At 65.9% G+C, this 13,603-nt stretch carries 11 protein-coding genes; 5 read left to right on the plus strand and 6 right to left on the minus strand.

Annotated features, from left to right (window positions below):
- Positions 1-38: 38 nt before the first annotated feature.
- Positions 39-1,319 (minus strand): amidase, encoded by a 1,281-nt coding sequence (locus RT697_RS07780; RefSeq protein WP_313697905.1) that lies wholly within the window; start codon positions 1,317-1,319, stop codon positions 39-41.
- A gap of 116 nt (positions 1,320-1,435) precedes the next feature.
- On the opposite strand from RT697_RS07780, the gene RT697_RS07785 reads away from it, so the two are divergent.
- Positions 1,436-2,365 (plus strand): LysR substrate-binding domain-containing protein, encoded by a 930-nt coding sequence (locus tag RT697_RS07785; RefSeq protein ID WP_313697906.1) that lies wholly within the window; start codon positions 1,436-1,438, stop codon positions 2,363-2,365.
- Positions 2,366-2,412: 47 nt separating this feature from the next.
- On the opposite strand, the gene RT697_RS07790 is transcribed toward RT697_RS07785, so the two are convergent.
- Complete coding sequence (locus RT697_RS07790; protein ID WP_313697907.1) at positions 2,413-3,129, minus strand: GntR family transcriptional regulator; 717 nt, start codon at positions 3,127-3,129, stop codon at positions 2,413-2,415.
- Positions 3,130-3,143: 14 nt separating this feature from the next.
- On the minus strand, positions 3,144-4,919 hold the full coding sequence (locus RT697_RS07795; RefSeq protein WP_175124132.1) for an IlvD/Edd family dehydratase: 1,776 nt from the start codon (positions 4,917-4,919) through the stop codon (positions 3,144-3,146).
- Positions 4,920-5,139: 220 nt separating this feature from the next.
- Between RT697_RS07795 and RT697_RS07800 the strand changes: the two genes are divergently transcribed.
- Together RT697_RS07800 and pdeR are read left to right on the plus strand one after the other, a co-directional pair.
- Complete coding sequence (locus RT697_RS07800; RefSeq protein ID WP_313697908.1) at positions 5,140-6,135, plus strand: tripartite tricarboxylate transporter substrate binding protein; 996 nt, start codon at positions 5,140-5,142, stop codon at positions 6,133-6,135.
- 288 nt (positions 6,136-6,423) lie between these two features.
- Positions 6,424-8,421, plus strand: a complete 1,998-nt coding sequence (gene pdeR / locus RT697_RS07805; RefSeq protein WP_313697909.1) for a cyclic di-GMP phosphodiesterase — start codon at positions 6,424-6,426, stop codon at positions 8,419-8,421.
- 24 nt (positions 8,422-8,445) lie between these two features.
- On the opposite strand, the gene RT697_RS07810 is transcribed toward pdeR, so the two are convergent.
- Together RT697_RS07810 and RT697_RS07815 are read right to left on the minus strand one after the other, a co-directional pair.
- Complete coding sequence (locus RT697_RS07810) at positions 8,446-9,330, minus strand: crotonase/enoyl-CoA hydratase family protein (RefSeq protein WP_056569915.1); 885 nt, start codon at positions 9,328-9,330, stop codon at positions 8,446-8,448.
- 322 nt (positions 9,331-9,652) lie between these two features.
- Positions 9,653-10,396, minus strand: a complete 744-nt coding sequence (locus RT697_RS07815) for an SDR family oxidoreductase (RefSeq protein ID WP_313697911.1) — start codon at positions 10,394-10,396, stop codon at positions 9,653-9,655.
- A 115-nt stretch (positions 10,397-10,511) separates the two neighbouring features.
- Here RT697_RS07815 and RT697_RS07820 point away from each other — a divergent pair, with 115 nt between their 5' ends.
- Positions 10,512-11,423 (plus strand): LysR family transcriptional regulator, encoded by a 912-nt coding sequence (locus tag RT697_RS07820; protein ID WP_313697913.1) that lies wholly within the window; start codon positions 10,512-10,514, stop codon positions 11,421-11,423.
- Here the strand turns inward: RT697_RS07820 and RT697_RS07825 are convergent.
- Positions 11,402-12,796: a GntP family permease gene (locus RT697_RS07825; RefSeq protein ID WP_313697915.1), complete on the minus strand. Its 1,395-nt coding sequence runs from the start codon at positions 12,794-12,796 to the stop codon at positions 11,402-11,404. The genes RT697_RS07820 and RT697_RS07825 overlap by 22 nt on opposite strands.
- A 337-nt stretch (positions 12,797-13,133) precedes the next feature.
- On the opposite strand from RT697_RS07825, the gene RT697_RS07830 reads away from it, so the two are divergent.
- Positions 13,134-13,603, plus strand: a 470-nt coding sequence (locus RT697_RS07830; RefSeq protein ID WP_313697917.1) for a class I SAM-dependent methyltransferase, incomplete at its 3' end; no start/stop codon positions are given.

Here is a 13,603-nt window from a genome sequence, read left to right on the forward strand (position 1 = left end):
TGGTATTCCCCTTGTAGTCGTACTGCGGTTGACTGGATTCACGAGGCAGGCAGCGGCTGCAGCGCCTCGGTCACAAAGCGGGCGGCGGCGAGCAGGCGCGTGTCCTGGCCATAGGGGCCAATGAGCTGCGCGCCCACTGGCAGACCGCCCGGGCCGATTTCCAGCGGAAAGGAGATGCAGGGCAAATGCAGCAAGGTCCAGATCGCGCCATATCGGGGCGAGCCGGCAGACTGGTGGCCGGCTTCTGCTTCGCCTTCGGCGGCGGGATACAGCAGCACGTCGTAATCGTTGAAAAGCCGGCGCGCACGAGCGCGCAGCCGCGCGGCTTGTTGCAGCATGAGGGTGTATTCGTCCAGGCCGATTTCGGTGTTGAGCCGGGCAACCAGGCGCGGGCTCAGGCGATCCGCGTGTTGCAGGCGTTCCTGCGCCAGGGACAGGCGTGCCTCAAAGGCAAAGATGCGCAACTGAAGCGCTTCCAGCGCTTCGAACTCGTCCGGCAGCCAGAAGCGTTCAACGGTGCAGCCCTTGCCTTGCAGTATGGCGGCGGCGCGCTCGATGGCGGCCAGCGTTGCCGCTTGCGCATAGTCCCATTGGCGGGACAGGCAGAGCCCCACGCGCGGGCGTGCGCCCGTCGCGGCCATGACGTCGCGCGCGGCATGCAGGCCCAGGGTGAAGAACGCCGCGTCGGCCACATCGCGAACGATCACCCCGACCGTGTCTTGCGAGGGGCTCAAGGCCTTCATGCCGGCTGAGGCGATCAGGCCGAAGCTGGGTTTGAAGCCCACTACGCCGCAGTAAATGGCAGGCCGGACAATGGAGGCGGTGGTCTGAGTGCCGAAGGCAACCGGCACCATGCCATCCGCGACTGCGGCGGCCGAACCGCTGGAGGAACCGCCAGGCGTATGGCTCACTCGCAGCGGATTGGCGGCGCGGCTGGGCGTTTGCGTGGCGAATTCGCCTGTGGCGACTTTTCCCAGAAGCATCGCGCCATGATGGCGGGCCATGGCGATGCAGCTGGCATCCGTGGAGGGGCGATGGCCTTGATAGATGGGTGAGCCGTACTCGGTTGGATAGTCAGCCGAGTCGAAAATGTCTTTGGCGGCGAACGGCACGCCACGCAACGGCGCGCCGGCCAGAGGCGTGACACGCCGGGCTTCTGCCAAGACGCGCTCGGGGTCATGCGCCACAAAGGCCTGTATCTCGTCGTTGCGCTCGGCAATACGGTCCAGGCAGGCCCGCGCCACCGCTTCAGGGGTGGTATCGCCGCGGGTGATGGCGGCGGCCATTTCGCAGGCCGTCCATTGATTCAAAGGCTTCACAGTGAGATCCGTTGTGGGCTACGTCACTGAGAACTTTATGGTTGGCCAATTGGTATGTCTAATACAATAAAAAGCAGCATTTAAGACGAAAATTGACCTAATGTTCGGGGTAATCCATGTCCTTGGTTTCACGCGCGCTGCGTGCGTTTGTGGTGGTGGCCGAAGAGCTGCACTTTGGCCGGGCGGCAGTCAGGCTCAATCTCAGCCAGCCTCCGCTTAGCCAGTTGATACGCCAATTTGAGGCCCAGGTCGGCACCGAGCTGTTCGTGCGGTCAACCCGGTCCGTCAAGTTGACCAAGGCGGGGGAAGTGCTCTTGCTGCGCGCTCGGCGTTTGCTCGACGAAAATGATGCCGCCGTGCATGCGGCGCGGCGTGCCGGCAGCGGTGATGCCGGGCGGCTGGCGGTGGGTTTTGTCAGCACCGCGGCTTATCAGGTCTTGCCGCGTGTGCTGGCGAAGTACCGCGCGGAGTTTCCGGACGTCGAATTGGTGCTGGAAAATGCGCTAACTAGCGAGCTGACGGAACAGTTGATGGCCAATACCATCGACCTGGCGATCTTTCGCCGCTTGCCGCGCTCGGTCGAGCCCGATCTGGTGTTTGAGCGGGTGCATCGCGAGAAGATGATCCTGGCCTTGCCGCCCAGACATCCGCTGACACGTTATGAACGCGTGTCGATGGCGCGTCTTGACGGTCAGGATGTGGTCGGGTTTAAACGTGAGGCGTCTTCGTACTTCAACGCCGTGCAGACGCGATTGTTCCGGGATCACAATGTGCGGCCGCATATCGTGTACGAGAGTGTTCTGCCGACCTTGCTGGCGCTGGTGGAAGGCGGAATGGGGGTGGCCCTGGTGCCGGAATCGGCGGCGACGCTGCGTATTAGTGGGGTCGAGTACCGGCCTCTGACGGGGCAGCAAAATGCCTTCGATGTGGACCTTTACTGTGCTCGTCGCCCCGACAATGTCAACCCTACGGCAGAGGCCTTCGCCCACATTTTGCGGGGATCAAAGAAGGGCTTGCCCGCCGGTTCTGAGGCTAAAACGAAGTGACCGCGATTGATGTATGCGTTGAGAAGTAAGCCATCACAAGCAAACGGTCAGATCGCAGCGGAAGGCGGTAGGTACGCGCCCTGCGTGTGCGCGTACGCCTGTTGCGACGCCAGATAGGCGTCGCGCGACGGGATCAGGTGATCGCGGCACACCGCCATCAGCGCGTCGCGGTCGCCGTCGCGCAGCGCCTGGATCATCGTCCAGTGTTCCTGCCGGGCGCGTTCGCGATGCCCGGCCGTCACCAGCGAGCCGAAGCGGATCGGGTGGGTGCGGCGCGCGTATTCCTCGATGGCTTGTCCCAGCACCGCGTTGTCCAGCAGCCCCACGAATTCACGATGAAAGCGCTGGTTGCTACGGAACACGCGGCGCGCGTCACCCGCGGCGACGGCGGCATCGTGCTCACGCTGCACCGTTACCAGCGCGGCCAGCCGCGCCTCGGACACGGGCAGCGGCATCTGGCGGGCGGCGTGCACTTCCAGCACTTCACGCAAGGCATACAGCTCCATCACCTCGCGCACGGAAAACGCGCGCACCACCGCGCCGATGTTGCGCTTTTTCTCGACCACGCCCAGCAGTTCCAGGTCGACCAGCACCTGGCGCACCGCGTGCCGCTTCATGCCGAAGCGCGCCATCAGCTCGTCCTCGGTCAGGCGCTCGCGCGGATGCAGCCGGCCGAAGACGATGTCTTCTTCCAGCGTGGCCACCGCTGCCTGGACGGCGTCGGGGGCGGGTTCCTGCAAGGCGGCGGGCGTGATGGCGTTCATGGCAAAAGGTGGAGTTACTTCTTGGGGACCGTGTCGTTCGTGACGCCGGCGCGCAGGAAGTCGAAGTCGACGCCCTGGTCGGCCTGCGTCACGGACTGCAGGAACAGCTTGCGGTAGCCGCGGTCGGCGGTGGGGCGCGTGATGGGATTGGCGGCGGTGCGGCGCGCCAGCTCGGCGTCGTCAACCAGCAGCGCGATCTCGCGCCGGGCCACCGACAGGCGGATGCGGTCGCCATTCTGCACGTAGGCCAGCGGACCGCCGATGGCGGATTCGGGCGTGACGTGCAGCACGATGGTGCCGGCCGCGGTGCCGCTCATGCGGCCGTCCGAGATCCGGACCATGTCCTTGACGCCCGCGCGCGCCAGCTTCTTGGGAATGGGCATGTAGCCGGCTTCGGGCATGCCGGGCGCGCCGGTGGGGCCGATGCGCTTGAGCACCAGGATGTCGTCGGCCGTCACGTCCAGCGCGTCGTCGTCGATGCGGCGCGCCATGTCTTCGGCGTCCTCGAACACGACGGCGCGGCCTTCGTGCTCCATCAGCTTGGGATTGGCTGCCGACTGCTTGATGATGGCGCCGCCGGGCGCGAGGTTGCCGCGCAGCACGGCCAAACCGCCCACCGGATAGATGGGGGCGGCGGCCGTGCGGATGACGTCTTGCTTGAAGGGCGGCGGGGCGTCGTCCAGTTCTTCGCCGAGCGTGCGGCCGGATACGGTGAGGACGTCCAGATGCAGGAACGGGCGCAGCTCGCGCAGCAGCGCCGGCATGCCGCCCGCGTCGTGGAAGTCTTCCATATAGTGCTGGCCCGACGGCTTCAGGTCGACGAGCACGGGCGTCTCGCGGCTGATGCGGTCCAGGCCCGCCAGATCGATGTCGATGCCCAGGCGGCCGGCGATGGCGGTCAGGTGGACGATGCCGTTGGTCGACCCGCCGATGGCGAGCAGCACGCGCAGGGCGTTTTCGATGGACTTGCCGTTCAGGATGCGGTCCGGGGTCAGGCGCGAGGCCGCCATGGCGACGGCAGTGGCGCCGGTGTGTTCGGCCACGCGGACGCGGTCGGCGGTGACGGCCGGGGCGGACGCACCGCCCGACACCATCATGCCCAGCGCCTCGGTGATGCAGGCCATGGTGCTGGCCGTTCCCATGACCGAACAGGTGCCGACGCTGGCGACCAGCTGGTTGTTCACATCGGCGATCTCGACGGCGTCGATTTCTTCGGCGCGGTAGCGGCCCCAGTAGCGGCGGCAATCGGTGCAGGCGCCCACGCGTTCGCCGCGGTGCGAGCCGGTCAGCATCGAGCCGGTGACGAGCTGGATCGCGGGCACGCCGGCCGAGGCGGCGCCCATCAGCTGCGCGGGCACGGTCTTGTCGCAGCCGCCGATCAGCACGACGGCGTCCATCGGCTGCGCGCGGATCATCTCCTCGGTGTCCATGGACATGAGGTTACGCAGGTACATGCTGGTGGGCTGCGAGAAGCTCTCGTGCACCGAGATGGTGGGAAAGTCCATGGGCAGGCCGCCGGCCAGCATGACGCCGCGCTTGACGGCCTCGATGAGCTGCGGCGCGTTGCCGTGGCAGGGGTTGTAGCTGCTGCCGGTGTTGACGATACCGATGATGGGACGCGCCAGCGCGTCGTCCGACAGGCCGGCGCCCTTGATGAAGGCCTTGCGCAGGAACAGCGAAAAGCCGATGTCGCCGTAGTTGGTCAGCCCGCGGGCGACGCCGCGCGCGGTGGCGCTGTCGCTGTCAAAGGGGCCCTTGCCGGGCTTGCCGCCCTTGGTGTCGTCCGTCATTTTCAGTCCCGATAATATTATTGATAATCCTGCGGCGACATCATATCCAGCCCTTAACGCGGCCGGCAAGCGGTTTGTGTGGGTGTCTCAATTGATCTGATTTAAAGATCAGTCGATAGAAAAATACCGATTCTTCAATCAAGGACGGCCCCCTACACTTGCGCCGTTGACGAACCGGGCGTCCGTTCATTCCTATACCCATCCCGGCTGGAGAGACCACATGTCAGACCTGCGTCTGCGGCCGCGCCGCGCCGTGCTGTTTTCCCTGCTGGCGCTGTGCGCCGGTGTTTCCGCCCCGGCGTTCTCCGCCGACGCCTATCCCGACAAGCCGATCCGCATGATCGTGCCTTACCCGCCCGGCGGCGCCACCGACGTGATCGGCCGCGTGCTGGCGCAGGAACTGACGGGCGCGCTGGGGCAGACCGTGGTGGTGGAAAACCGCGCGGGCGCCGCCGGCAACATCGGCGCGGACCAGGTCGCCAAGGCCCAGCCCGACGGCTATACGCTGCTGATGGGCGCGCTGACCAGCCACTCCATCAACGCCGCCCTGTATCGCGGCCGTGTCACGTACGACGTGGAAAAGAGCTTCGCGCCGGTCGCCATCGTGGGCACGGTGCCGCTGGTGTTCGTTGTTAACCCGTCGGTGCCGGCCAAGACGCTGCCCGAGTTCATCGCGCTGGCCAAGTCCAAGCCTGGCTACGTGACCATGGCGTCCGCCGGCAACGGCTCGCCCCAGCATCTGGCCGGCGAAATGTTCAAGCGCGCTGCCGGCGCCGACATCCTGCACGTGCCCTACAAGGGCAGCGGCCCGGCCATGACCGATCTGATGGGCGGCCAGGTGCTCAGCATGATCGAGACGGTGCCTGCCGCGCAGGGCAACATCAAGGCGGGCAAGCTGCGCGCGCTGGCGGTGACCTCGCCGCAACGCGTCGATGCGCTGCCCGACGTGCCCACCGCCGCCGAAGCCGGTCTGAAGGATTTCGAGGTCAGCTCGATGTTCGGCATCGTGGCCCCGGCCAACACGCCCGCACCGGTCATTGATCGCCTGAATGCCGAGCTCAAGAAGATCCTGGCCAAGCCCGAGGTCAAGGCGTCGCTGCTCAACCAGGGCGCGATTGCGACGTGGACGTCGCCCGCCGACGCCAGCGCACGCGTGTCCGCCGAAGTTGCGCGCTGGACCAAGGTGATCGACGAGGCCGGCGTGAAGGGCGAATAAGCCGCTTCAGCCGGCGCGCCGCGCCTCATTCCGCCAAACGCCGGAAATCCGCCACGGATTTCCGGCGTTCTTATTTTTGCGGCTTCTGAAAGGAACCGAAATAATCGCTTCGGCCGGTTTGTGCGCTGCGCTGGGAAAGCTGCTGTATTTCAGAGAATTGCATTGACGCCACGAACACCTATGCAATAAACCGCAATAAAGCTTTTTTGGGGCTTGACAATGTGGTTGACCCCAAATTCAGTAGCCCGTAATGTGTTTCGCGGGCCTTAGGACGGCGGGGGGATACCAATGACTGAGAACCAGGACGAAAAATCGATCCTGCACACGCATTTCGGTACGCATAGCCCATATTGGCGGTTGTCCGCCGATAGCGATGCGATTGAACTCGCCGCAGTCAAGGGCGCAACCAATATCGCCATGGCCTTGCGCCCGGATCAGGCCGAAGCCGTGCGCAGCCTGACGGGCATCACGTCGAGCGTGCGGATCGACATCCTGCTGTACGGTGATCTGCTGCATCTGCACCTGGTCGGCCGCAAGATCAATCCCAACGAATGGGCCGGCACCGCATCGGCCCACACCGACACCGAATCCGTCGCCAAGGACCTCGTCGAAGGCCTGTCGTTCGCCGAAACGGTGGTGTCCGAAGCCAATTCGGTCATCGTCATCGTCGACCAGAACGGGCGCGTGCAGCGTTTCAACAAGCTGAGCGAGGAATACACCGGCAAGCGCGAGCAGGACATCGTGGGCCGCAGCGTCTTCGACATGTTCATGACGCGCGAGGAGGCCATTGCCTCGCGGCGCAATATCGCCGAGTTCTACAAGCGTGGCCAGTCGTACGAGGTTGAGCGCACGATCAACACCGTCAAGGGTCCGCGCCTGTTCCTGTTCCGCAACAAGTTCGTCACCAGCGGCAGCGGCGAAAAGCGGGTCTACCTGATCTGCTCGGGCACCGACATTACCGAAGAGCGCCAGGCGCAGGAGCGCCTGCGGGTGCTGGCCAACACCGACATGCTGACCAACCTGCCCAATCGCCACGCGATCACGTCGCGGCTGAAGGCGGCGCTGGCGGCGGGCCGGGAAGGGCGGGGCGGCGTGCTGTTCTTGGACCTGGACAACTTCAAGCGTATCAACGACCACTACGGCCACGGCTTCGGCGACCGGCTGCTGAAAGCGGTGTCGGTCGCCATCTCGAACTGCCTGTCCGACGGCCAGACGCTGGCACGCCTGGGCGGCGACGAGTTCATCGTGCTGCAGGAAGAGGCGCAGGCCTGGCAACTGGAAGCCACCGCGCAGCGCATCATCGAGCGGCTGCGCGAACCGTTCCGCCAGGGCCTCATCGAGGTCTACACCAGTTGCTCCATCGGCATCGCGATGTATCCCGATCACGGCGCCGACCTGGACAGCGTGGTGCGCAGCGCGGATATCGCCATGTACGTGGCCAAGGAGGCGGGCCGCCACACGTATCGCGTGTTCCAGCCCGACATGGACCGCCGCAACGCGGACTATGTGTGGCTGGACACGAACCTTCGCAAGGCGCTGGCCGAGAACCACCTGATGCTGTACTACCAGCCCAAGCTGGTCGGCCGCACGGGAGAGGTCGACGGCGTGGAAGCGCTGGTGCGCTGGCGTTCGCCCGAGCGCGGCATGGTTGGCCCCGATACCTTCATCCCTTATGCCGAGGAATCGGGCCTCATCTCGCCGCTGGGCGTCTGGGTGATGCGCGAAGCCGCCCGGCAGGCGGCAGCCTGGAAGCGCGAGGGCCTGAACCTGCGCATCGCGATCAACATGTCGGCCCGCCAGCTGGACGACAAGGGCGTGGTCAGCGAATTTATGCGCGCCATCAACGACGCGGACCTCAACCCCTGCCTGGTCGACATCGAGCTCACGGAAAGCTGCCTGATCGACGATGAAGACGCCGCCATCGAACTCATCAAGCAGTTCCGGCAGCTGGGTGCGCGCGTGCACCTGGACGATTTCGGCACGGGTTACTCGTCACTGTCGCAGCTGGCGCGCATTCCGTTGGACGCGATCAAGCTTGACGCCAGCTTCGTGCGGGGCGTCAACGAGAATCCGGTGTCGCAGGCGCTTGCGCGCGCCATCGTCGCCGTGGCGCGCACGCTCGAGCTCCAGGTGATTGCCGAGGGCGTGGAAACCCAGGAAGAGACGGTCTTCCTGGACACCCTGGGCGTGGACGCCAAGCAGGGCTATTTGTACGCCAAGCCCATGCCCGCGGCAGAGCTCACCGCCTGGCTGGCGCAGCGCCGCCGGCTGCATCTGATTGCTTGACGCAACCGGCGGCGCGCCGCCGGATCAGTGCATGGTGGCCACTTCGGTGGCCTCTGAACTGCTCGCCGTGCGGCGGTTCTGCGCCATCACCAGCCGCTCCATGTAGGCGCGGTCCTTCGGATCGATGGAGAAGGCGGCCTCGACCCAGTCCTCGGTGATGTCCATCAGCTCGGCACGCGGCAGGGCCAGCACGCGCTGACGGGCGCGCAGCATGGCGCGCATGCCGTTGAGCTTGGGCCGCATCACGTCGATGAAGGTGCGCGTGGCCTTGAAGGCCTCGCCCGGCTCGAACAGCACGTCCACCAGGCCGCGGCCGTGGTACCACTCGGCCGTGTGCGATTCGCCGGTGCTGATCAGCTCTTCGGCCAGCTTCATGCCGGAGCGGCGCGCGACGAGCGAATAGCCGCCCATGCCGGGGAACAGGTTGAACGCCATTTCAGGGAAGCCCATGCGCGCATTGTTCTGCGCGAGCACGAAGTGGTGGGCCAGCGCGGCCTCGAAGCCGCCGCCCAGCGCGGTGCCTTCGATCATGGCCAGCGAGATGGCGCCGGTGTCAAAACCGCGCGTGGCGGCATGCACGCAGTCGACGCATGCACGGGCATAGGCCCGCAGCGCCTCGCGCTTGCCGGTGCGGATGGCCTCGGCAAAGAAGTTCAGGTCGCCGCCGACGTTGTAGATCTGCGGCACCAGCGAGCCCGTGACCCAGAAGTCGATGGGCAGGCCGGAGTCCTTGGCGGCACGCGCCAGGGTCATGATCTCGTCGATGAGTTCATGGTTAAAGCACGGGCGCGGTTGCGCGCGCAGCATCATCCACATGACACGGCGACCTTCCTCGTAATACGCGGAGATCTGCTTCAGATTGCCTGCGGCGGTAAAGGGGTGGCAGTCCGGATGAATGAGTTGATTCATTGCTTTCGTCCAATCGATCAAGGTGAGTCGGAGTACTGCCGGGTCAGGCTAAACCACGGCTTACGGACTCCGTCTCATGCAAACCTCGTCCAACTGGCCAGACTTTTCCGTAAATCAAAGTCCCGAGCGCGGGATCGGAAAATTTGAAAACTGCCGAGGACGCCTCGGCCCATCGGGCGAGGCGTGCATGGGTAATACGGATGAGGACATCAGCAAATATGCGGCATTCAGCGCCGTGAAAGAAAAGCCCGGCCGAAGGGCCGGGCTCGTGCGTTGGGATGAGTGCGCGCATGCCGTCCGCGTCGGCGCGTGCGAAAAATTTTCAGGCCACGCCGCCATTCGCACGCACGATCTGGCCATTGACCCACCCGCTGTCGGGTCCCGCCAGGAACGAGACGATGCCCGCGATGTCATCCGGTTGGCCCAGGCGTTCCAGCGGCGGCATCTTGGCGTAGTGCTCGATCAGTTCCGGGCTCTTGCCCTTGAAGAACAGTTCGGTGGCGACGGGGCCGGGAGCGACGGCGTTCACCCTGATCTGACGGCCGCGCAGTTCCTTGGCGAAGACCTGCGTCAGGCTTTCGACGGCAGCCTTGCTGGCGATGTAGACCGAGTAGCCGGGCAGGTTGAGTGCGACGGTGGTGCTGGACACGTTGACGATGCTGCCGCCATCGGCCAGTCGGGCAGCGGCCTCGCGCAGCGTGTTGAAGGTGCCGCGGGTGTTGATGTCGAAGGTCCGGTCGTACAGGTCGTCGCTGGTTTCCGCCAGCGGCTGCACCTGCAGCACGCCCGCGCTGTTGACCAGCACGTCGATCCGGCCGAATTCGCCGTGGACGGCATCGAACATCGCGCGCACGTCATCGGGCTTGGCGACATCGGCGCGCACGGCCAGGGCGCGTCCACCGGTCTGGCGGACTTCGCCGGCCAGCGCGTCGGCTTCGGCGGCGCTGGAAGCGTAGTTGATGGCGACGGCAAAGCCGTCTTTCGCCAGACGGCGCACGATGGCGGCGCCGATGCCGCGGGATCCGCCGGTGACGAGGGCAACACGCGGGGAAGCTTGGTCGTTCATGAGTTCTCTCCTTGGTCGGGTAGGTGAGACGTATGATCGACTATTGCGATCCAAAGATAATTACGCCTGCTTTGCTAAGATAATTTCATTTGCTTTAACAATTGGCAGGCAAGGCATGGATCGATTCCAGGAAATGCAGGTGTTCGTGCGCATCGCCGAGCGGGGCAGTTTCACGAAGGCGTCGGACGACCTGCGCATTCCGCGCGCCACCGTCACCAACCTGATCAAGCGCATGGAGGCCCGATTGGGCGCGCGGCTGCTTGACCGCACCACGCGGCAGGTCCGGCTGACGCACGACGGCGAGGCCCATTACCAGCGCTGCGTGCGGCTGCTGGCCGATCTGGAAGAGGCCGATGGCGCGTTTCTGGACACCGCGCCCAAGGGGTTGTTGCGGGTGAACGCCCAGGGCACGCTTGCCCGGTTCTTCGTGATGCCCGGCCTGCCGGACTTTCTGCAGCGCTACCCCGACATTGCCCTGCATCTGGGCGAGGACGACCGGCTGGTGGATCTGGTGCGCGAAGGCGTGGACTGCGTGCTGCGCGCGGGTGTGCCGCAGGACTCCACTTTGGTCGGGCGGGTGATTGCGCAGATGCCGCAGGTGACGGTGGCCAGCCCGGCCTATCTGGCTCGCCACGGCGTGCCGGACGGCGTGCAGGCGCTGGAACATCATCTGGCCGTGGATTACGTGTCCAGCGTGACGGGCCGCGCCGTGCCGCTGGATTTCCTGGTGGACGGTCGCATCGTGCAGGTGCGCCCGCGTGCCGTCGTCAGCGTGAGCGGGGCCGAACTCTATACCAGCGCGGCGCTGGCCGGTCTGGGGCTGGTGCAGGTGCCGCGCTACCGCGTCGAGCGTGAACTGGCGGCGGGGCACCTGAAGATCGTGCTGCCCCACGCGCCGCCTGCGCCCATGCCGGTTTCCGTGCTGACCCCGCAGAACCGGCAGGTGCCGGCGCGGGTGCGCGTGTTCACGCAGTGGCTGGCGGGCGTGTTCGCCGCCGCGTTCGATCAGACGATGCCGGTCAGGTAGAACACGCCGATCACCAGGAACACGGACATCGTCGATATCAGGGTGATGGCGAAGATGTCGCCATAGGATTGGCGGTGCGTGAGGCCGGTGACGGCCAGCAGCGTGATGACCGCGCCATTGTGCGGCAGCGTGTCCATGCCGCCGCTCGCCATGGCGGCGACCCGGTGCAGCACCTCCATCGGGATGCCTGCCGCCAGCGCGCCGTCGATGAAGGTCTGGGACATCGCAGCGAGCGCGATGCTCATGCCGCCCGAGGCCGAGCCCGTGATGCCGGCCAGCGTCGTCACGGCGACGGCTTCGCCCACCAGCGGATCGGGAATGGCCTTCAAGGCCTGCGCGACCAGCAGAAAGCCCGGCAGCGCGGCAATGACGCCGCCAAACCCGTATTCGGCCGCGGTGTTCATCGACGCCAGCAGCGCGCCCGACACGGCGCTCTTGCTGCCTTCCGCGAAATGCGACTTGATGGCGCGGAACGAGAACAACAGGATGGTGACGATGCCCGCGATCAGCGCGCCCATCACGGCCCACAGCGCCACCTGCTCCTCGGCGTTGACGGGCAGGGGTTTGGCCAGCCCGGGCAGGTCGACTTCGGCACCGGCCGGATACCAGCCCGGGATCCAGCGCGTCAGCAGGAAGTTCATCACGCCCACCACCACCAGCGGCAGCAGCGCGATCAGCGGATGATGATTGCGTTCGCCCGTTGGCGTCGCGGGCTCGTTGCGCAGGTCCGTGCCATAGGTCTCGCCGGCCGCGGCGGCGCGCTTGCGGCGCCATTCCAGGTAGGCGATGCCGGTGGTCAGCGTGAACGCGGCGCCGATGAGACCGAGCCAGGGCGCGGCCCAGGTCGTGGTCTCGAAGAACGTGGTGGGAATGATGTTCTGGATCTGCGGCGTGCCGGGCAGCGCCGTCATGGTGAAGGTGAAGGCGCCCAGCGCGATCGCGCCCGGCATCAGGCGCTTGGGGATGCCGCCCTGGCGGAACATCTCGGCGGCAAACGGATAGACCGCGAACACCACCACGAACAGCGACACGCCGCCGTACGTCAGCACCGCGCACACCAGCACGATGGCGACGATGGCGCGTTCGGCGCCGATCAGCCGCAGCACCGCCTGCACGATGGCGCGCGAAAAGCCCGACAGTTCGATGAGCTTGCCGAACACCGCTCCCAGCAGGAAGACGGGGAAATAGAGCTTGGCGAAGCCCGCCATGCGCTCCATGAAGATGCCCGAGAACACGGGCGCCAGCGCTGACGCGTCTGTCAAAAGGACCGCGCCCATGGCCGCGATGGGCGCGCACAGGATGACGCTATAACCTCGATACGCCGCCAGCATCAGAAACGCCAGCGCCGCCACCACGATGAACAATCCGGTCATTCGGTACTCCAGGAATGAAGAGACAAGGGGTGTGGGGCTACACCTTAACTTATCGGGCGGAAGGCTTCGTGACGGGCGGGAGTGCTCGCTGGGGGGACGGTGTCTGACACCCGGTGAAGGACGTCGTAGGTTGCCGGTCGTCTCATGCGGGTGTCAGACACCTGCGATAGGGCTTAACGGGGCTCCCATGACGGGGGCCTCAACGGTGTCTGACACCCGTTGTGGGCCGTCGCATGATGATGACCTTTCGTGCGGGTGTCTGACACCGTCGTGAGCAGACGTCGAGGTGGGTATAGTAGGCCGGCGCCGGCGCAGGGCCGGCCGCAAGGGAGGAGACATGGCAGAGCAGACCCCCGACCACGCGCATTGGGCGGCGGTGGTGGATCAGTGGATTGCGTGGGCGGGCACGCCGGGGCACGACGCTTTCTGGGCGTACCGCGACGGCTTTGTGGACTATCTGGGCGCCGGGCGCGGCCGGGCGCTGGAGATCGGTTGCGGCGAAGGGCGCATCAGCCGCGAAGCGCGCGCGTTGGGGTATCGCGTCACCGCCACCGATGCGGTGGCCGCGATGGTCGATGCGGCGCGCGCGGCGCAGTCCGCCGACGACTATGCGGTGGCGCCTGCCGCCCAACTGCCATTCGCCAACGGCGCATTCGATCTGGTGATCGCCTACAACGTGCTGATGGACGTCGACGACGTGCCGGCCGCGCTGCGCGAAGCCCGGCGTGTGCTCGCGCCGGGCGGCACGCTGTTCATTTCGCTGGTGCATCCGTTCCGCGACCGGGGCCGGTTTGCGTACGCGTCGCG

The organism is Achromobacter sp., from assembly GCF_032113835.1.
GTDB lineage: Bacteria > Pseudomonadota > Gammaproteobacteria > Burkholderiales > Burkholderiaceae_B > Achromobacter.